This window comes from Leisingera sp. NJS201 (assembly GCF_004535885.1).
In the GTDB taxonomy this organism is placed as follows: Bacteria; Pseudomonadota; Alphaproteobacteria; order Rhodobacterales; family Rhodobacteraceae; genus Leisingera.
In genome coordinates this window covers 2,943,840-2,961,968 of sequence record NZ_CP038234.1, presented here as the reverse complement: position 1 = coordinate 2,961,968, position 18,129 = coordinate 2,943,840, and the positions used below count along the sequence as shown (strand labels likewise).

Annotated in this window: 20 protein-coding genes; 13 read left to right on the top strand and 7 right to left on the bottom strand. The window is 60.1% G+C overall.

Annotated elements, in window-relative coordinates; translation table 11 throughout:
• A complete protein-coding gene (locus ETW23_RS14515; protein WP_134830409.1) occupies window positions 1-411 on the bottom strand; it encodes a hypothetical protein in 411 nt (136 codons plus the stop codon).
• A gap of 345 nt (window positions 412-756) precedes the next feature.
• Between ETW23_RS14515 and ETW23_RS14510 the strand changes: the two genes are divergently transcribed.
• Window positions 757-936 carry a hypothetical protein gene (locus ETW23_RS14510; protein WP_134830408.1) on the top strand — a complete coding sequence of 60 codons (180 nt, stop codon included), beginning with the start codon at window positions 757-759 and terminating at the stop codon, window positions 934-936.
• A gap of 656 nt (window positions 937-1,592) precedes the next feature.
• Here the strand turns inward: ETW23_RS14510 and ETW23_RS14505 are convergent.
• The 4 genes from ETW23_RS14505 to ETW23_RS14495 all read right to left on the bottom strand — a co-directional run bounded on the left by ETW23_RS14505 (window position 1,593) and on the right by ETW23_RS14495 (window position 4,439).
• Complete coding sequence (locus ETW23_RS14505) at window positions 1,593-1,871, bottom strand: Crp/Fnr family transcriptional regulator (protein WP_134830407.1); 279 nt, start codon at window positions 1,869-1,871, stop codon at window positions 1,593-1,595.
• A gap of 24 nt (window positions 1,872-1,895) precedes the next feature.
• Window positions 1,896-2,870: an aminotransferase class V-fold PLP-dependent enzyme gene (locus ETW23_RS14500; protein WP_254695030.1), complete on the bottom strand. Its 975-nt coding sequence runs from the start codon at window positions 2,868-2,870 to the stop codon at window positions 1,896-1,898.
• A 157-nt stretch (window positions 2,871-3,027) separates the two neighbouring features.
• Complete coding sequence (locus tag ETW23_RS26005) at window positions 3,028-3,285, bottom strand: hypothetical protein (RefSeq protein ID WP_254695029.1); 258 nt, start codon at window positions 3,283-3,285, stop codon at window positions 3,028-3,030.
• Between the two features lie 164 nt (window positions 3,286-3,449).
• The gene (locus ETW23_RS14495; RefSeq protein ID WP_134830406.1) at window positions 3,450-4,439 is read right to left on the bottom strand and encodes an alpha/beta fold hydrolase; all 990 of its coding nucleotides are present in this window, start codon (window positions 4,437-4,439) and stop codon (window positions 3,450-3,452) included.
• A gap of 81 nt (window positions 4,440-4,520) precedes the next feature.
• Between ETW23_RS14495 and ETW23_RS14490 the strand changes: the two genes are divergently transcribed.
• Complete coding sequence (locus ETW23_RS14490) at window positions 4,521-5,039, top strand: MarR family winged helix-turn-helix transcriptional regulator (protein ID WP_134830405.1); 519 nt, start codon at window positions 4,521-4,523, stop codon at window positions 5,037-5,039.
• A 179-nt stretch (window positions 5,040-5,218) separates the two neighbouring features.
• Here the strand turns inward: ETW23_RS14490 and ETW23_RS14485 are convergent, their stop codons facing one another.
• A complete protein-coding gene (locus ETW23_RS14485) occupies window positions 5,219-5,836 on the bottom strand; it encodes a TetR/AcrR family transcriptional regulator (protein ID WP_134830404.1) in 618 nt (205 codons plus the stop codon).
• 132 nt (window positions 5,837-5,968) lie between these two features.
• Here ETW23_RS14485 and ETW23_RS14480 point away from each other — a divergent pair, with 132 nt between their 5' ends.
• The 4 genes from ETW23_RS14480 to ETW23_RS14470 are packed head-to-tail and all read left to right on the top strand — an operon-like array spanning window position 5,969 to window position 11,979.
• Window positions 5,969-7,102 carry an efflux RND transporter periplasmic adaptor subunit gene (locus ETW23_RS14480; RefSeq protein WP_167738121.1) on the top strand — a complete coding sequence of 378 codons (1,134 nt, stop codon included), beginning with the start codon at window positions 5,969-5,971 and terminating at the stop codon, window positions 7,100-7,102.
• Window positions 7,103-7,104: 2 nt separating this feature from the next.
• On the top strand, window positions 7,105-7,704 hold the full coding sequence (locus ETW23_RS26000; RefSeq protein ID WP_254695028.1) for an efflux RND transporter permease subunit: 600 nt from the start codon (window positions 7,105-7,107) through the stop codon (window positions 7,702-7,704).
• Window positions 7,629-10,484: an efflux RND transporter permease subunit gene (locus ETW23_RS14475; RefSeq protein ID WP_254695027.1), complete on the top strand. Its 2,856-nt coding sequence runs from the start codon at window positions 7,629-7,631 to the stop codon at window positions 10,482-10,484. Before ETW23_RS26000 ends, ETW23_RS14475 begins: the two co-directional genes overlap by 76 nt.
• A 37-nt stretch (window positions 10,485-10,521) precedes the next feature.
• The gene (locus ETW23_RS14470; protein ID WP_134830402.1) at window positions 10,522-11,979 is read left to right on the top strand and encodes a hypothetical protein; all 1,458 of its coding nucleotides are present in this window, start codon (window positions 10,522-10,524) and stop codon (window positions 11,977-11,979) included.
• A gap of 47 nt (window positions 11,980-12,026) precedes the next feature.
• Here the strand turns inward: ETW23_RS14470 and ETW23_RS14465 are convergent, their stop codons facing one another.
• Window positions 12,027-12,530: a hypothetical protein gene (locus ETW23_RS14465; RefSeq protein WP_134830401.1), complete on the bottom strand. Its 504-nt coding sequence runs from the start codon at window positions 12,528-12,530 to the stop codon at window positions 12,027-12,029.
• Window positions 12,531-13,020: 490 nt separating this feature from the next.
• On the opposite strand from ETW23_RS14465, the gene ETW23_RS14460 reads away from it, so the two are divergent.
• The 7 genes from ETW23_RS14460 to ccoN all read left to right on the top strand — a co-directional run bounded on the left by ETW23_RS14460 (window position 13,021) and on the right by ccoN (window position 18,125).
• Complete coding sequence (locus ETW23_RS14460) at window positions 13,021-13,851, top strand: SDR family oxidoreductase (protein WP_167738120.1); 831 nt, start codon at window positions 13,021-13,023, stop codon at window positions 13,849-13,851.
• Between the two features lie 13 nt (window positions 13,852-13,864).
• Window positions 13,865-14,866 carry a haloalkane dehalogenase gene (locus ETW23_RS14455; RefSeq protein ID WP_247676710.1) on the top strand — a complete coding sequence of 334 codons (1,002 nt, stop codon included), beginning with the start codon at window positions 13,865-13,867 and terminating at the stop codon, window positions 14,864-14,866.
• A 127-nt stretch (window positions 14,867-14,993) separates the two neighbouring features.
• Window positions 14,994-15,413: a group III truncated hemoglobin gene (locus ETW23_RS14450; protein WP_134830399.1), complete on the top strand. Its 420-nt coding sequence runs from the start codon at window positions 14,994-14,996 to the stop codon at window positions 15,411-15,413.
• 73 nt (window positions 15,414-15,486) lie between these two features.
• The gene (locus ETW23_RS14445; RefSeq protein WP_134830398.1) at window positions 15,487-16,227 is read left to right on the top strand and encodes a DUF2189 domain-containing protein; all 741 of its coding nucleotides are present in this window, start codon (window positions 15,487-15,489) and stop codon (window positions 16,225-16,227) included.
• The gene (locus ETW23_RS25995) at window positions 16,224-16,397 is read left to right on the top strand and encodes a hypothetical protein (RefSeq protein WP_254695217.1); all 174 of its coding nucleotides are present in this window, start codon (window positions 16,224-16,226) and stop codon (window positions 16,395-16,397) included. The genes ETW23_RS14445 and ETW23_RS25995 overlap by 4 nt, the downstream gene beginning before the upstream one ends.
• Window positions 16,361-16,513, top strand: coding sequence for a hypothetical protein (locus ETW23_RS25990; protein ID WP_254695026.1), 153 nt, complete (start codon window positions 16,361-16,363; stop codon window positions 16,511-16,513). Before ETW23_RS25995 ends, ETW23_RS25990 begins: the two co-directional genes overlap by 37 nt.
• Window positions 16,503-18,125: a cytochrome-c oxidase, cbb3-type subunit I gene (gene ccoN, locus ETW23_RS14435; RefSeq protein WP_134830397.1), complete on the top strand. Its 1,623-nt coding sequence runs from the start codon at window positions 16,503-16,505 to the stop codon at window positions 18,123-18,125. The genes ETW23_RS25990 and ccoN overlap by 11 nt, the downstream gene beginning before the upstream one ends.
• Window positions 18,126-18,129 lie beyond the last annotated feature (4 nt).

Here is an 18,129-nt window from a genome sequence, read left to right as displayed (position 1 = left end):
TCATCGCTTCTTGCGAGCAATGAATCGCATCAAATGTGGGCCAGGAAGGTTTCGCTTCCGGTTCGACGCGACATAGGCAACGGTCGCGGCGATTTCGCGGGCCTTCTGTCGGGCTCTTTTGTGCTTGGATAGAGAGATCTTTCGAATAATCAGGCAGGGTGTGCATTTTGGCTTCAGCGGGCTAGCGGCACAGTCCTGTTTTCGGGCCTGACAACGTTTGACCCTATCCTTGTCGAATTTTTGCCTGCCTTGCGAGATGTTGCGCCAGTAGGGTCGCAGTTCACGACCGCCGGGGCATTGATAGGCATCTGTGTCTGGATCATAGATGACCTCAGTGTCTGGGAAAGCTCCATCCTTGCGGGCGGGTTTATCAAAAACGGGAATATGCGGCTCAATACTTTGTTCCTTCACCAGTCAGCCGGGCATCCCGGCGGTGCCATAGGCAGTATCCGTTCAGGAAACAGATCGAAGCGCTCCCGCCTGCGCTCCAGCATCTGGCGTACGTGGATGTTCTCGACCAATTGCCACCCGGGCCTAGACCGCACCGCCATACTTGCTGGGTATTCTCGGCTGACTGCCACCCGGTTCCCGACTACACTGCAGCACTTTCCTAGAAAGAAGTGACGGTAATCTTGAACGACGCTAAGGTCGCATAGTGCTGAGAAGGCGAGCAGCGCGGAGACCTCATATATCGCAGCGCTGCTCGCTCTCGGCCCGACCTCTAAGGGAAAGGCCCTAGAAATTGAGAGAGAAAAAATGCAACCCCCTGTGACCGATGAGCAATTGGCAACGGATCTTGATGCGCAATTTGAGCTGCTTCGCGACGCTTATGCCACCAAAGATCAGGAACAGATCAACCAAGCCATCTACCGCGTGTTCTATGCGCGGCGTGAGAGAGAGCAGGGGCTTGATGCTTGGCCTGAAAGTGCAGCATGACCCTCACTTGCACGGGAACAGTGTACACGTAACATCCTTTCTTAGGTGTTCGGCTTTTCGTTACCTCAAGCCCAAACATCGAGCAATTGCAGGAAGACGGGTACGGCTTGCATCGGCAAACGCCGGAAGATCGGCATGTTTCATCTGTTTTCCTATTAGTCGCGCATGTCACAGTGAGGCGGGACGGATTTCCAGCTCAGGCTGCCCTGCGGTTATTCACGCCAAGCGTAGTGGAGGAATGGAACCAGCGCTATGTGTGCCTTATTCGCTGGTCAGGCTTTCCCGCACGATGTACGCGAGCCGACGCTATGCGGCTATTGCAAGGCCCAGCAGGCAAAGACGGCTGACGAGACTAACCGGACTTCTGCCGCTGCGGATATTGCTCATGCAGAAAGCTCTCGCCCTTGCGGCAGGGTTTTTGCGGCGACGCAGCGGATTTCCCGATTGCGGTCATTCATCGGTGTAAATTTCGGCCAAATCCAAACCGCCCTTTCGCCGCGATCGGGATCGACCATCGAAGAGCGAACAAAGCCGCCGACCATCCTGCGGGGACGCGGGGCCGAGCAGCTGCACTCCCTCCCGTTGCTGACGAACTAGGCTGAACAACAGGACTAGTTGTAACGTGGCACCCCGACGGCAACATGATTTGAGGCAGACTACAGCCGGGCGCGGTTGTAGGTGATACTCCTGTATCCAATTTCAACTACGCCTTGGGCCTTGAAGCCAAACCAATCACCGGGGCCAAGGTCGCGGACAATGAATTCCTTGCCAACTGCGCTGATGGCGCCAATACGAACGACCCCTTCGCGGATGAAGAACACCTGCTGAGCAGGGTCCCCGATACGATGAATCCATTGCCCGGCGGAAAGGACTGTAGGCACCAGTTTGTCTTTTAGCTGTGCCTGCGTGTCAGGAATGCATTGGGCCATCTCCATGGCATCAGCTGGCCTTCGGCAGCTTTACTGGTTTCCACGGTCCAAACTGCCGCGGGCCGCCTGCAGCGTGTTCAGCAGGACATCGATATCCTGATCACTGGTGCGCCAGGACGAGACGCTGATCCGTAGGGCCGGTTCGCCGTTCCAGACGGTGCCGCCGAACCACGCTTTCCCGGAGCGCTCCACCCGCTGTTGAAGCTCCCTGGTCTGCGCCTCGGTGCCATAGCGGAACAGGACCTGGTTCAAGACGGGCTCGCACAGCAGTTCAAACCCAAGGCCGGGTAGGGCCTTGGCAATGCGGGCAGCCATGCTGCAGTGTTGCTCGATCAGTTCGGCGACGCCGGCGCGGCCAAGCGTGCGCAGCGCCGCCCAGATCGGCACGCCGCGGGCGCTGCGGGAAAATTCGATGCCCAGGTTCTTCTGGCTTTCAGTGGATGCGGTGGAATATACGGCGTCGCTTTTCATGGCGGCCGCCATTGCGTTGCGGTCGCGGCAGATGCCCGCCGCGCCGTCATACGGGGTATTGAGCCATTTGTGGCCGTCAGTGGTCCAGCTGTCCGCGCCCTCGATGCCGCTGGTCAGGCCGCGCTTTGCCGGGGACGCGCGCGTCCACAATCCAAAGGCCCCGTCGACATGCACCCATGCGCCGGCCTGTTTCGCTTTTTCGATAAGCGGCAGGAAGGGATCAAAGCTGCCGGTATTCACCTCGCCGGCCTGCAGGCACAGAATGGTCTGCCCATCCAGTGCAGGAAGCCGGGCCGGGTCAATGCGGCCGGCGCTGTCGACCGGTGCTTTGATCAGCCGGGCCTGGCCGAAGCCCAGAATTCTGAGGGCCTTGAGAACCGTGATATGGGCCAGTTCGGAAACCACAACCTTGATTTCCGGCGCACCCAGCAATCCCATGGCATCGAAGTCCCATCCGCATTTCTTCAGCAGTTCGCGCCGCGCGACGCTGAGGCAGACAAGCGTGCTCGCGGTTGCCGAAGTGCCAAACGCCACTCCGCTTTCGCGGGCAGGTCCAGGATCTCCAGCAGCCAACGCGCCGCGACTTTCTCGATCTTGTCCGCCACCGGAGAGTTCATTTGCGAGGAGGCGCATTGATCCCAGGCCGACGCCAGGCGCTGCGCGGCGGCGGCGACCGGCAGCGTCGCACCGATTACAAAGCCAAAGTACCGGGGCCGTTTGAAACAGTTGTCGCCGGCGAGTCGGCCTCATCAAGCAGCGCCAGCGTTTCGGTTGCATCCCTCCTGGTGTCCGGCAATGGCTCATCAAAGCGTGCAAGCTGCTGCCGGGCGGCGGCAGCGGGAAAAACAGGCATCTCCGACACGCTGGCAATGTAGCGCGCGGCTCTGGCCTCTGCATCGCGCAGCAGCTGCAGCTCGCCCTGCTGTTCTTCTGTCGCCGTCCGTTGCATTCTGAACTCCTTGTCTGAGACCGTTCTCTGGTTGATAGCAGGCCTGCAGACTGCGGTCATTCCTGCCCGTGCTGCGCCTGGCCTGCGCCCCATGCTGCCGCGCCTGCCGCATCCGCGCCGGAGAAGGCGCAAATGCAGAGCCTTGCTGATAGCACGCCCGCCGTTCAGCTGGCTGCAATAAACTCGGACACCAGCCCGGAAACTAGCTGCGGCGCGTCTTCCGGGCTGTAGTGGCCGGTTTCGGGCAAGGTCTTGATCTGACCGCGGGGGAACGCCTGCCGGAACAGGGGCAGAAACTGCTCTGCCTGCAGCGTGCTGTCGGCTTCGCCCCAGATGGCGATCGCAGGTTTCCTTGCCAGCACGGCTTTCACCGCGTCACTTGGCTCCTCAAAGGCATGTTGGCCGGTGGCAAAGCCCTTGGCCCAGCCGATGGCGCCCGCGGCAAATTCCGGCGCGGGAAACGGCGCCCGGTAGGCGTTCAGCCAAGTCTCTGTGATCAGCTCGTTGCGAACAAAGCCGTTCAGCTTGAGTGTCGACAGGATGTTGAAATCAAGGTGGCCGAGCACCGCCTCCAGGGTGCCGTTTTCCTCTGCCTGCAGGATCCACTGGAACCAGGGTGCAGCACCGGCATTGGCAATCAAGCGATTCAAAAGATCAGGCTGTCCGAGGGGCGTCGGGCCATTAACCGAAACGATCCGCTTGATCCGGTCCGGGTGCCGGATCGCCAGGCCCATGCCAACCGGCCCGCCGAAATCATGCATGACAAGGGTCACATCCCGGAGATCCTGCTCCAAAACAAAGCGTTCCGTATTGTCGATGTGATCCTGCAGCCAATAGCTGCGGTCTTGCGGGGTGGCGCTTTTGCCGAATCCCATATGGTCAAGAGCGATCACACGGGCATCACGGGACCATTCAGCAATCTGAGCACGGTAAAGGTAGCTCCAGGTCGGTTCGCCATGCAGCAGCAGCAGCGTCTCTGGGCCGCTGCCCTCATCGACATAGTGCATAGGGTGGCCGGAGGCGGAACTGTAGCGGGCTGGATAGGGCCAGGTTTTCTCAAAGGTCTCTTCGGCAGCGACCGCTATCAGGTGCGGATCATGGCCTGACGCGGATTGCTGCGATGCCGGTTCACTTGTCTGAAGGTCAACGGTCATTGGGTTTCTCCATAAATGTGTGTGTGTCACATATATAAATAACCCCTTCCAATTCAAGTGTGTGAATCACATATTCCCCATATGACGGAGGAATCACGGCGGACTGCGAATTTACTGGGGGCGGCGGTGCTCTGCCTGCACGATGAGCTGAAGGCGGTTCTGGCGAGGCAGTTCCACCGCTCCGGAGAAGGGCCTGCGGCGCTTTGCGCGCTGGGTCACCAGCCAGGTTTGTCGAATGACGCACTGAGCCGGATTTTAGATCTCACCCATACGGGCACGGTGCGCCTGATCGACAGGCTGGCCGAGGACGGCCTTGTCAGGCGACAGGCGGCAGAGCACGACAAGCGCAGCATTGCGCTTTATCTCACAGAAGCCGGCCAAGCCGCTCGGGAGAACATACTGCGCGAGCGGCTGGCCGCACTGGAGGAAGTGACCGGCAGCCTGTCCGCTGACGAACAAAGGGACCTGGCCCGGCTGCTGGAAAAACTGCTGCAAGCTGCTGCCGGTGACGACACGCACAAGCTGCGGACCTGTCGGCTGTGCGACAGCCGCGCCTGCACAAATTGCCCGATACTGGTGCCTGTAAGCGGGGCGGACTGAAGCGCCAGGCAATAGTGCCAGGCTTTGTCGCGCGAACGTCGAGGGGGATTGCCCTCGTTAATCCAGCGTGGCAGCCCAATTTGCCGGATCAGATACCTGCCGGCGGAGAAACCGGTTCGGTCTTACGTAATCCAGAACTAGTCTGTGCAGAAAGCCAGTAGCGGGCTGCAGCCAGGGTTCTAACCGGTCTGATTGCCTCGGACGTAAGCCCAGGTGGCGTCTGCTATGCGGCTTCTGAGCGCTTGGCTGCCGCTGTCTAGATTTGCAGGTTTGCCGATCAGCAAACTGGCAAAACCATGCACCATTGCCCACAAAGGCGTTCCGAATTCATGCGGGTCCAGATGGCCGAGGCCCTGCGCCTTCATGATGCCCGTCAGCTCATCAATGAAAGTGTTGTAAGCAGCGCTGCTGGCCACGCGCGCGACATCGGTGGTGTCCTGTTTTCGGGCCGCCGCCCACATGAGGTGAAACAGTTCGGGATTGTCTGCGCCAAACTCAGCATAGGCGCAGCCGCCAGCAATCAGGCTTTCAACTGAATGTTTTGGATGTTTGGCAAAGGCAGCAATCTTGGCCTTGGACAATCTCCGGAAGCCTTCAGCTGCGACATTTGCCAGCAATTCATCGCGGTCCTTGAAGTGCCGGTATGGCGCGCCGCTTGAAACTTGGGCGGCGCGGGCGGCATCGGCAACGCTTACGTCCTCAACCCGCCTTTTCCGGATCATTTCAATGGTTGCATCGATCAGGGCGGTCTTGAGATCGCCGTGATGGAATTTCTTCTTGGATTGCGGCTCAGTCATCGGTTTCCTTGAGCGGTTGCGGCGGCTGCCAATTTCTACTCCATCAGCTTCTTGAAAGTAAGAGTATCTTATACCATGTTGGCAGCACTCAATATAAGTAAGGGATACTTACTTGCCGCCAAGGAGCACGTCATGCCTATAACATCGCTGAAACAGTATTTTCGCGGCTGGCCTGTAGCCACTGTCTTTGGCCTGGCGGTTTTCGCTGGCAGCGCGGTGGCAGTTCAGACATTGCACGCACGTGCAGGCAAGGCCGAGCGCGGCAGTATTGGGGAACCCGCAATTGCGTTAACTGGGCAGCTGACGGTCGACGATGGCTATGTCATCCGGGAAAGTTTTGCGGGACGGGTCGAGCCTGCCCGCCAAACACTCGCTGCGGCGGAACGCGCCGGGCTGATAGAAGAGATCCTGGTGGAAGAGGGCAGCCAAGTGGCTCAGGGTCAGATGCTGGCCCGATTGGATGCAAAGCCGCTGCAAATCGAACGCACGCGGCTGGCTGCGGAACGGGCGGGGCTGGACGCCGAAATAGAGCTGGCCCGGCGCACCGCGGCGCGGCGGGCGAAACTGGCCGGCGAAGGCTGGGCGAGCAGTCAGATCAATGATGAGGCGCAGTTTTCCTTAGCAGCTCTCAAGGCACGCAGAGATGCGCTGGATGCGGCTATTGCCCTGGTGGAACTGGATATCGAGAAATCTGTGGTGACTACTCCTTACGCCGGGCGTATCGCCGCGCGGCTGGCGGACGAAGGCGCAGTCGTCAATGCAGGCACTGCAATTGTTCAGTTGCAGGAAACCAGCCGGCCTCAAGCCCGCATCGGTGTTCCTCCTGACCGGGCCGCGGCGCTTCGGGTATCGCAAGTGCTTGAGCTGGAATATCTGGGCCAGCAACTCCAAGGCCTGGTAGTTGCCGTTTCCAGAGATATGGATCACGCCACGCGCACTGTTGCAGTTCTGGTTGACTTGCCGGCGGACACGCAGTTGGCCATGGGGCAGGTGGTGCGGCTGCAGATGGAGCGGCGGGTTCCGGGCCGCGGTGCCTGGGTTGGCCTAACAGCGCTGAGTGATGCGGGCAACGGTCTCTGGTCGGTGCTGACGGTGGTAGAAAAGGAAGGGGCGCAGATCATCAGCCGAGAGGCTGCTGAAGTTCTGCATGTTGAAAACGGGCGTGCATTTGTCCGCGGCACATTTGCCGGTGGTGCTCTGTATGTCCGGTCCGGAGCGCATAAGTTCAGCAACGGCCAGGCCGTCACCATAGCTGGCGGGAGCTGACCATGGAAACGTACCTGTACCGCCGCCCTCGCATTCTGATCCTCGCGCTTCTCGTCATCGCATCGCTAGGGGCTATTGCCTTTCAGTCCATCGGGCGGCAGGAAGATCCAACGATCACCAATCTTTTTGCAACGGTGATAACACCTTATCCTGGAGCCGATCCTTCCCGGGTCGAAGCGCTGGTTACAGAGAAAATCGAAGCTGAGCTGCGAGAGATTTCGGAAATCGACGTGATTTCTTCGGTATCGCGGACGGGAATTTCAACTGTGCAGATCGAGCTGTCGGACTTCACTCCGGATGCTCGGATCGAACAGGTCTGGTCGGAAGTGCGCGATGCGCTGGCGGACGCCGGGCGGGAATTGCCCCGCGGCGTGCCGGAGCCGGAATTCGACAACGACCGGGTTGGTGCCTTTACGATGCTGGCTTCTATCACGGCGGCTGGCGGGCGGAGGCCGCCCCTGGTATCCTTGGCAGGTATGCAGAGGATCTTCAGGAGCGCCTGCGCCAAGTTCCCAATACCAAGCTGGTGGCCCTTTACGGCGAAGCGACGGAGGAGATCCGCGTCGAGGTTGATGCGGATGCGCTGGCATCTCTGGGGCTGACACCGGGTGCGGTGGCGAACCGTATCGCGCAGGCCGACGCCAAGGTGCCGGCCGGGAAGGTTCGCGGCAGTGCCTCCGACTATCTGGTCGAGCTGGCGGGTGAGATCGACGGTCTGGCACGGATCCGGAACATCCCGTTGCGGACCGCTGCAACGGGGCAAGCGGTCCGGGTTGGCGATGTTGCTGCCGTGCTGCGAACCGAACAGATGCCGGCTGCGGCGCTGGCTTATGTCAATGGCCGACGCGCGGTGCTGGTTGGCGCCAAGACCGAAGACGACCGGCAAGTTGATGTTTGGGCCGACGCAGCCCGGGCAGAAATCGAGGAGATGAAGGCTGAGCTGCCTGGCGGCTTGTATCTTGAGCTGCTGTTCGATCAAAGCAGATATACCGCACAGCGTCTGACCGAAGTCGCGGTGAACATGGCCGTAGGTGTGGCACTGGTGATTGCGGTCCTGTTCGTGTCGATGGGCTGGCGCTCTGCTCTGATTGTTGGCGCCATGCTGCCGCTGACCAGCCTGATGTCTCTGACAATTCTTGAGAAGTTGGGCATGACCATCCACCAGATGTCGGTTACCGGGCTGATCGTGGCGCTGGGTCTCCTGGTCGATGCAGCCATCGTGACCACAGATGAGGTCCGTCAGCGGCTTCAGGCGGGGGTTCCGGCGCAAGCCGCCGTTGGCGGCGCGGTGCGGCGGCTGGCACTGCCGCTTTTGGCCTCGACCGTCACCACGGTTTTGGCCTTTGTGCCAATGATGGTGCTGCCCGGGCCTCCCGGCGACTTTGTTGGTGCAATCGCAGTCTCGGTTATCGTCATGCTGGTCTGCTCGCTGCTGCTGGCTCTGACGGTCACCCCCGCCATCGCGGGACTGGCGCTGAGCGATGGGCGCGAAGGCCAGGCATGGTGGCAATCAGGGATCCGGAGCAAAACAGCCGGCCGCCTGTTCGATGCCAGCCTGGCCGCGGCGCTGAACTGGCCGCGGCTGGCAATGTTGTGTGCTGCGGCGCCGGCCGTTGTTGCCTTCCTGTCCTTTCCGACACTTCGTCCGCAGTTCTTCCCCGAAGTGGATCGCGACCAGTTCCATGTGCAGGTTGAACTGGCTGACGGCAGCGCGATCGAGCAAACACGGGACGCGGCGATTGCCGCCGACAAGGTTCTGAACCGGGTCGAAGGTATTACTCAGGTTCAGTGGGTCGTGGGGCGCAGTGCGCCTGCATTCTACTACAACATGTTGAACAACAGGGACAATGACGCGCTCTTTGCGGAGGCGCTGGTGACTACAGTTTCTCCGGAGGCGACGGCCCGGATTATCCCGGAACTGCAAAGAACGCTAGATACCGCCCTGCCGCAGGCACGCGTCCTGGTGCGCGGCCTGAAGCAAGGGCCCCCGGTTGATGCTCCGCTTGAGCTGCGGCTTGTCGGACCGGACCTGGAAGTGCTCCGCGCCCTGGGCGAAGAAGCCCGCGTGCGGATGGCCGGTGTGGACAGTGTGATTCACAGCCGCACTGTGCTGGCCGGTGGAGCCGCTAAGCTGCTCTTCGATCTTGATGAGGACAAGGTACGGCTTGCCGGGTTGAGCCTGAACGATGTGGCTGGGCAATTGAAGGGTTTTTCAGAAGGTGCCTTGGGCGGATCTCTGGTGGAAGGGGCCGAGGAACTGCCGGTGCGTGTGCGTTTGTCCGGTCCGGAGCGGGCTGCCGCTGACAAGCTGGCGGCGCTGCAAATCGTGCCTCCAGGTGCTCAGCAGCTGGCGGCTGCCAATCCGGGCATTCCGCTTCTGGCGCTCGGCGGTTTGCGGCTGGAACCTTCTGACAGCCCGATTGCCCGCCGCAACGGCGAGCGCGTGAACACGGTGCAGGGGTTCCTGGCTCATGGCGTGCTTCCGGATATGGCTCTTTCCGAGTTCCAGCAGGTCTTGGCCAAAGATCCAATCGAATTGCCGCCTGGTTACCGCATTGAGTGGGGCGGCGAAGGGGACGCGCGGGAGGAGACAATCCGTAATCTCATGTCGGTCATGGGGCTGGTGGTGGTGGCGACGGTTGCTACTGTTGTACTGACCTTCAATTCTTGGCGGCTGAGCGGTGTGGTCCTTGTGGTAGCAGGTCTGTCGATGGGGTTGAGCCTGCTGCCGCTGGAAGTATTTTCCTACGCTTTCGGTATCCAGGCGCTGATCGGGGTGATCGGAGCAATCGGAGTGTCGATCAACGCAGCTATCATCATCGTGACTGCCCTGCAGGAAGACCGGGCAGCTTCGCGCGGAGACCGGGATGCGATCCGTGGCGTGGTGATGCGTTCTAGCCGACATATCATTTCAACAACGATAACTACTTTCGGGGGTTTCCTGCCGCTGATCCTGGCCGGGGCGGGTTCTGGCCGCCGTTCGCTGTTTCGATTGCTGGTGGTGTGCTGCTGTCTTCGATTGTCTCGCTTTACTTTGTGCCGCCTGCCTTCAGCCTGCTTGCAGGGCGGAAGCCGCGGGCCGGAGTTGTGCCGGTGCCGGCGGCGGGCTCGCCGGTGGCGGCGGAGTGATCGATCCGGCTTGAACCGCACCCGCTGCCTGCAGCGGCGGGAAGCGCCAGGGCTGGAGCAATGGATGCCAGGCCCCGGAGTTGGTATAAGACTTTGCGGCGCCTTAAGTTGGAGACTGTGCGATTTCAGAGTGGAGCAAAGCAGATGCAAAGCTGATACGCGATCAGCTCAAGCGGATTCTCGAAGCCCCGGAGTTTGCGCAAGGGCCAAGGCAGAAAAGGTTTCTGAGCTATATCGTCGAGGCCGTGCTTGAGGGGTGCGATGCAGAACTTTCTCAATTTTCTCTTGGCGTGGACGTATTTGACCGCGATGCCTCCTTCGATCCGGCAATCGACGCGATTGTCCGGGTGGAAGCTGGGCGGCTCCGGTCAAAATTAACCGAATACTACACCGGCCGCGGCCTGAAGGACGCCGTACTGATCGACTTGCCGAAAGGCGGCTACGCACCGCGTTTGCGGGTTCTGAGGCGGGAACCGGAAAGTACGCCGCAGCTGCGGATCCGGCTTGCGTTTCGGACTTGGGCTGAGCTTATGCTGCTATGCGCCTTGGCTGGCATGGTTTTGTTGGTTGTCCAATGGCGGGCAGATGATCCTGCCCGCCGGCTGGTCCAGGGACCGCAGCCCTCCATCGCCGTCCTGCCGTTCGACAATATGGGCGCGCGGCCTGAGCAGGCGTATTTCAGTGATGGCATCACCGAGGACATCATAACCGATCTTTCGATCATTCCCGGGCTGACGGTGATCGCACGGCACTCCACCTACGCCTACAAGGACCGGCCTGTTACCATCCGCGACGTGGCACGTGATCTTAACGTATCACATGTCCTGGAGGGCAGTGTGCGCAAGGAGGGCAGTATGTTGCGGATCACAGCCCAGCTGATTGACGCGGCCTCCGGAGCGCATGTCTGGGCAAGCCGGTATGACAGGAGCACCGGCGACGTGTTCGCGGTGCAGACCGATGTCGCCCGCAAGGTGGCTGCTGCGCTTGAGATTGCCTTGACGCGGCAGGCGGAAGCCCAGCTGGCCCGCCGCGGCACGTCTAGCATCATCGCTCAGGATGCCTATCTGCAAGGCCGGGAAAGCTTCTACCAGTTTACCCGGGCTGGAGTGAGCCGAGCAGTGGAGCTGTTTGGAGCATCCATCGAAGCGGATCCTGAATATGCTGACGCTTATGCCTGGAAGTCACGCGCCCTTGTCTATGCTTTTATTGCGGGATTTGTTACGTCAAAGTCTGAGACAATTGGCAATGCCATTGAACTTGCACGTAAATCGACCCGCCTAGATAGCTCGTTGCCGATGGGGCATGCAAATCTGGCTTGGGCGCTGCGCTGGGACGGGCAATACGAAGCTGCGGCGGAGGCAATCGGCCAGGCTGTGGCGCTCAACCCGAACTTCGCTGAAGCATATGTTTGGCAGTCGCTTATCTTGTCTGCACTGGGCAGAGGCGATGAGGCATTGGCGGCAATTGAAAGAAGCATGGCTCTCGACCCGCATTATGGCGTGACTTCAATCTTTGCCTATGGGCGGGCGCAGCTGGCGCTTGGCAGGCCGATGGCAGCTTTGGGGGCCTTTGATCGCGGTATCCGGCGCAATCCGGAGTTTCTGCCCAACCATGTTTTCAAGGTCCATGTGCTGGAGCTGTCGGATGATAAGGCGGCGGTAACAGCGCGCCAGGCAATGGAAGATATTAACTCCGGTTACGCCGCGAGCGCGGCCTATCGGTATTACCTGGAAGAACTGCCGCAATAGTCTCTGACGCCAGTAGGTTCCTGCGCCAGAGACTTTTATTGGCGGGGTCAGCCTGTCTGTGCTGTGCTGCCTGGCTGCGTGGTTGGTGCGCCTCGGATCAACCGGGCGAAAATCATCACGTGAGTGACCAAAAGAACCGGCACGATGAAAGTCGGGATAAACCAGGTTACGCCAAGCTGCGGTATTGCCTCAGCCTGCCGCAGCGCATTGACCAGATCAATAAAGCCGAAGAGATTGAAGATCCAGGCAAAGCCAATGGCGACTGAAGCCCCTGAGCGAAGCAGGAGGAAAGCGAGCAGGGCAAACACCGCACTGGCAAGGTCGCCATAAGCCGCAGCTGCGGCAAAGTCGCTTGGTAAAGCGTCGCCAACGAGACCTGGCACCTGAAAGCTCATTCCGATGTGGCGGATAGTGTGCGGCAGAACAAGAATAGCCAAGGCGGCGTGGTGCGCAAATCCCGACAGCCACGGAGCGATGTAAACCCGGGCGATAACTGAGACAACAACAATACTGAAGATCAGCTGAAGTCCAAAGATGGCTTCCAGTGGCATGGTGTTTCCTTTCCTTGAGAGGCTGCTCCTATTCCGGGCAGCAGATTCCCGCGGGCACCGGATGGCTCAGGTGCAGCGTGGACTATTGCGAACAGGAATATTGTCGGGGCTAAGGTGGACGGTTTGTAGTTTAAGGGAGTTAGTAACGGGTAAGGCAGCTTGGTTTCCCGCCACCGGACGAGCTGCCGGTGCCAAGTATCTGAGAGAGCGGACTGAAATCCACGCTGCGTGCGATGTCACTCAGGTGCGGCGTAACTATTTGAAATCGTGTCAATAAGCTTTCAATATCGATGATTTTGAGCAGGAGTGCGGCCTGCCGTTAACGGTTAGTAACTTCGGTTTCAGGTGCCTCAGCCCCCATTCTTCTACGTGAGCGGAACCCATGTTCACCAGTCGCCGTTGGCAACGTTTAAAGCGGCGCGGATCACCCCCTGAAGCGCCTTGGGTTCCGTTTAGGGGGGCACTTGTTTTGCATCCAGGAGGCTGCACCATGGCAAAGCAGAAACGGATACTCACCCGATACGGGCCTTGGGCGGTCGTCACAGGCGCTTCATCCGGTATCGGCAAGGCAATTGCAGCCTATCTTGCGGCCGAAGGCTTTGACCTGATCCTGGTTGCGCGGCGCGGAGGTCACTTGAGCGCCTTGGCTGAGCAGTTGTTGGCGCAGCATAAGACCGACGTACGTATCGTCGTCGCCGATCTGGCAACTCATGCCGGAGTGCAATCGGTGCAAGATGCGGCAGCCGGTCTAGAAATAGGTCTTTTGATAAATAACGCAGGCCGGGAGGATTCGGGGCCGTTCCTTAGCAGCAGTATTGATGCTGCGCTTATGACGCTGGATCTTAATGCGCGCGCGCCGCTTCTGCTCTCCCACCATTTCGCGCAAGACATGGCGAAGAGGTCGCGTGGCGGCATCGTATTCCTTTCCTCGATTGTTGCCTTCCAGGGCGTACCCCTGATCGCCAATTACGCAGCAACAAAGGCCTACGATCTGATCCTGAGCGAAAGCTTGGCAGCAGAGCTGGAGCCGGCGGGTATCGATGTGCTCGCGATTGCGCCGGGATTCACCGACACCGAGCTGTCGCCGGATTTTGAATTTTCGGGAACAAAGTTCAAGCCAATGGCCCCGGAAGCGGTTGCTGCAGCGATCGAAGCGATCGGGCGCCATCGCCTGGCTGTTCCAGGGAAGGGAAATTCTCTGCTTTATCATCTGAGTAAACGTCTGATGAGCCGCAAGGCTGCCACTCGGGCCTTTGGCAATGTGTTTCGGACCGTGCTGAGAAACAAACTCCGTCACCCTTCAGAAGAAGACGCGGCATAACAGGACAGAAACGATGATGAGAGATTTCTTCAAACACGCCGCAGGCACGCTGACAGCCGCGGTTGCGGCCACTGCGCTTTTACTGCCTGCCATGCCGGCGGCGTCGGAAGCCCTAGTTCCCAACCGTCCAGTATCCGCGGAATTTCCCTATGAGAAAAAGGCGGCTGAAGTTCTGGGTGAACGTATCGCATACATAGATGAGGGCAGCGGGCCGGTGGTGTTGTTTTTGCACGGCAATCCGACTTCGTCTTACCTTTGGCGCAACATCATCCCTTATGCCGCCAAGAACCACCGTGTTGTTGCGCCGGACCTCATCGGAATGGGGGACAGCTCAAAGCCGGACATCAACTATACTTTTGCAGATCACGTGCGCTACGTGGACGGTTTCATCGAGGCTATGGGGCTGCGTGATATCACCTTGGTTGTCCACGACTGGGGCTCGGTTCTGGGCATGAGATACGCCCGGCGGAACCCGGAGAATGTAAGGGCAATTGCCTTTATGGAGGCTCTGGTCCCGCCTGGTGTGCCTGTTGCGAGCTATGATGCAATGGGCCCTCTCACTGGCGGGCTTTTCCGGGCTCTCAGAACACCAGGGCTGGGTGAGTCGATGATTCTTCAGCACAACTTCTTTGTTGAAACCGTGCTTGGCCGAATGGGCTCGGGGCGGACCTTGAGTGAAGCGGAAATGCTGCACTACAGAGCGCCGTTTGCCGCCGTAAAGGACCGCCTTCCGACACTGGCCTGGCCACGCCAGATCCCGATTGCGGGAGAGCCTGCCGATGTCGCAGCGGAAATTGAGGCCAATGGGGACTGGCTCTATTCATCGGGTATTCCCAAGCTTTACTTTCATGCGCAACCGGGAGCGCTGATGCCGCCACCCGTCGCTAAGTATGTGATTGTGAACGCTTTGAACCTCACCCATGTCGACCTTGGGTCCGGGTCGCATTTTCTGCAGGAATCCAGTCCGCATGAAATAGGAGCAGCATTGAAAAAATGGCTGCTGGCGTTGGAGTAATAAGGTTAACTGGAGGCGCCGGGTCAGTTGCCGGGCACTGTCCATGATCCCTTTGGCGCCTTAAATACGACTTTACAATACCTATTTAATGATACATGAATGCTGCATGCATGTATGGAGTGGTGCCATGAAGGATTCGCCGCAAAAGCAGCCCTGGATGTTCGAGGTGACAGCCGAAGAAATCGCCAGGCTTGTCAGTTGTTTCTATGCCCGAGTCCGTGCGGATGCGGTGCTGGGACCGGTGTTCAATCCGGCCGTCAGCGACTGGCCTTCGCATGAGGAAAAGATTGCCGCCTTCTGGCGCGGGGCGATCCTGCGGGAGCCGGGGTATGAGGGCAATCCGATGCAGATTCATCTGGCTAATCCGGAAATCCGGCCAGAGCATTTCCCTGTCTGGCTGGCTTTGTTCCGTGATACCGCGGAGCGGGAGTTGAGGCCGGAGACAGCCCGTGCTTTTGCCGCTTTGGCGGACCGGATAGGCAAGGGCCTGTCTTACGGGCTGGAGAACTTCCGGCGCGAAGCGGATGCGCCGCCGGTGCTGACATGAGCTTGGCGGCAGAGGCAGGGGGCCGAATGTGCTATGCTGGCGGCGCAGGCCGCAAGTGCGGGGGATAGCTGACATGCCGGATCCACTTTACTCGAAGGCCCGGATCATCTCAGAGCCGCCTGCCCGTGTTGTGCGGCGCTGGCTGGCGGCAGGCTGGGCCGACCTGCGCCGCAATCCCGGTTATTCGCTGTGTTACGGGGGCGCGCTGGTGCTCTTGGGCTGGCTGGCAGTCTGGCTGCTGGCCGCCACAGGCACCGGCTGGATGCTGTTGCCGCTGCTGGCGGGCGGGGTGCTGGTAGGGCCGGTTGCCACGGTCGGCTTGTACACGGTGGCCCGCGGGCAGAGCGAGGTCGCTTCGAAAGGCCAGATCGCGCTGGTAGGCGCAATCCTGATGGTCTTTGCCCTAACCTGGATCCGGGCAGCGACGGTGCTGTTCGCCATCGTCTATGGCCTCAGGCCCTTTGCCGGCTTCATTGATACGCTGGTGCTGATGATCAGCACACCGGCGGGCTGGATGCTGCTGATTTCCGGGTCCTTGACCGGCGGGCTGTTTGCGGCGCTGGGGTTTGCGGTCTCGGCCTTCTCTTTGCCGATGCTGGTGGAGCGCCGGATCGATGGTTTCTCCGCCATGGGGCTGAGCTTCAACGCTGCCACCCATAACTTCCGGCTGTCGGTCTGGTGGGGGGCGGCGATCACCCTGCTGACCGGGCTGGGGGTGCTGACCGGCCTACTGGGGCTGGCGATAATCTTTCCACTGCTGGGCTACGCGACCTGGCACGCTTACGCAGATCTGTTTCATGGAGAAGCAAGATGAATGAGGCCCTTCCTGAAGGCGCGGTGCATTACGCCACCTCGCGTTTCAACGAGCATACCCTGCCGGAAAAGCTGCGCACGCATCACAGCACCAAGGCGGGGTCTGGGGGCAGCTGGCGGTTCAAAGCGGGCAGTTGCTGTTTCGCCGTGAAGGCAAGGCGGACCTGTTGATAAAGGCTGGCGAGGCTGCCGTTTTTGCGCCGCAGGAGGTGCATTCGGTGGATGCGCCCGGCCAGGTGGAATTCGAAGTCCGCTTCTTCCGGCAGGAGGCCCCCGATGCTCCGTAGAGTTCTCCTGGAAGATTCCGCAATCCTGTGCGCCCTGTGCCTCGTGCTGCTAGGCGGGCTGGCGATCCTGGGCTGGGGCGTGCCGGTGGCATATGTGCTGCATGGCTGGCTGATTGCGCTGGCGGCGGGGTGGGGCATCCTGTGGATGCTGAACCGGATGGGGGAATCCCCGGCTGAGGTGCCGCAGGCCTATAACGACAGGGTGATCCGTTTCGGCGTGGTCGGAGCACTGATCTGGGCCATCATCGGCTTCGCGGTGGGCGACATCCTGGCCTGGCAGTTGGCCTTCCCGGCGCTGAACGGCGATATGTCCTGGTCGAACTTTGGGCGGCTGCGGCCGGTGCATACCTCCGGCGTGATCTTCGGCTTTGGCGGCAACGCGCTGATTGCCACTTCTTTCTATGTGGTGCAGCGGACCTCAAGGGCGCGGCTGGCGAGCGAGACGCTGCCCTGGCTGGTCTTCTGGGGCTACAACCTGTTCCTGGTGCTGGCGGCGTCGGGCTATCCGCTGGGCATCACCCAGTCCAAGGAATACGCGGAACCGGAATGGTATGCGGATCTGCTGCTGCTAGTGGTCTGGGTTGGCTATCTGGCGCTGTATCTCAAGACACTGGCGCGGCGGGCGGAGCCGCATATCTATGTCGCCAACTGGTACTACCTGGCCTTCATCGTAGTGATTGCGATGCTGCACACTGTGAACAACTTGTCGGTTCCGGTGTCGATTGCTTACCCCAAGAGCTACTCGCTGTTTGCAGGCACCCAGGATGCGATGACGCAGTGGTGGTACGGCCACAACGCAGTGGGCTTTCTGCTGACGGCCGGGTTTCTGGGGATGCTCTATTACTTCCTGCCCAAGGCGGTGAACCGGCCGGTCTACTCCTACCGGATGTCGATTGTCGGCTTTTGGGGGATCACCTTCCTGTACCTGTGGGCCGGCTCGCACCACCTGCATTACACGGCTCTGCCGGACTGGGTGCAGTACCTGGGCATGACTATGTCGATCATCCTGCTGGTGCCGAGCTGGGCTTCGGTCTTCAACGGCATCCTGACCATTAACGGCGCCTGGGACAAGGTGCGCACCGACCCGGCAGTGCGGTTCATGATGGTTGCTGTGCTGTTCTACGGGCTGGCAACGTTTGAGGGATCGTTCATGGCGATCCGCCCGGTCAACTCGTTGAGCCACTACACCGACTGGACAGTGGGCCATGTCCATGCAGGCGCCTTGGGCTGGGTTGCCTTCATCACCTTCGGAGCGATGTACAAGTTGGTGCCTTGGGTGTGGAAACGCGATGGTGTCTATTCCCTGAAGCTGGAGGCCTGGCACTTCTGGCTCGCCCTGTCCGGAACGCTGATCTACGTCGGCGCAATGTGGAACAGCGGCATCACCCAATCGCTGATGTGGCAGACCTATGATGCCGATGGCGCGTTCCTCTACTCCTTCCTCGACAGCGTGGTGGAAATGCATCCCTACTATGCCGCGCGCGCGGTTGGCGGGCTGCTCTACCTGATCGGTGGCTGCATTGGCGCCTATAACATCTGGATGACGGTGAGCGGGCCGCGAAAGACCCAAACCCGGCAATCGGGGCCAATCCCCCGGCAGCCCGCGGAGTGACTAG

Coding starts and splice junctions, on each gene's coding strand:
- ETW23_RS14510 (WP_134830408.1), top strand. CDS start 757: ATGCAACCCCCTGTGACCGATGAGCAATTGGCAACGGATCTTGATGCG.
- ETW23_RS14505 (WP_134830407.1), bottom strand. CDS start 1,871: ATGGAGATGGCCCAATGCATTCCTGACACGCAGGCACAGCTAAAAGAC.
- ETW23_RS26005 (WP_254695029.1), bottom strand. CDS start 3,285: ATGCAACGGACGGCGACAGAAGAACAGCAGGGCGAGCTGCAGCTGCTG.
- ETW23_RS14495 (WP_134830406.1), bottom strand. CDS start 4,439: ATGACCGTTGACCTTCAGACAAGTGAACCGGCATCGCAGCAATCCGCG.
- ETW23_RS14490 (WP_134830405.1), top strand. CDS start 4,521: ATGACGGAGGAATCACGGCGGACTGCGAATTTACTGGGGGCGGCGGTG.
- ETW23_RS14485 (WP_134830404.1), bottom strand. CDS start 5,836: ATGACTGAGCCGCAATCCAAGAAGAAATTCCATCACGGCGATCTCAAG.
- ETW23_RS14480 (WP_167738121.1), top strand. CDS start 5,969: ATGCCTATAACATCGCTGAAACAGTATTTTCGCGGCTGGCCTGTAGCC.
- ETW23_RS26000 (WP_254695028.1), top strand. CDS start 7,105: ATGGAAACGTACCTGTACCGCCGCCCTCGCATTCTGATCCTCGCGCTT.
- ETW23_RS14465 (WP_134830401.1), bottom strand. CDS start 12,530: ATGCCACTGGAAGCCATCTTTGGACTTCAGCTGATCTTCAGTATTGTT.
- ETW23_RS14460 (WP_167738120.1), top strand. CDS start 13,021: ATGGCAAAGCAGAAACGGATACTCACCCGATACGGGCCTTGGGCGGTC.
- ETW23_RS14455 (WP_247676710.1), top strand. CDS start 13,865: ATGATGAGAGATTTCTTCAAACACGCCGCAGGCACGCTGACAGCCGCG.
- ETW23_RS14450 (WP_134830399.1), top strand. CDS start 14,994: ATGAAGGATTCGCCGCAAAAGCAGCCCTGGATGTTCGAGGTGACAGCC.
- ETW23_RS14445 (WP_134830398.1), top strand. CDS start 15,487: ATGCCGGATCCACTTTACTCGAAGGCCCGGATCATCTCAGAGCCGCCT.
- ETW23_RS25995 (WP_254695217.1), top strand. CDS start 16,224: ATGAATGAGGCCCTTCCTGAAGGCGCGGTGCATTACGCCACCTCGCGT.
- ccoN (WP_134830397.1), top strand. CDS start 16,503: ATGCTCCGTAGAGTTCTCCTGGAAGATTCCGCAATCCTGTGCGCCCTG.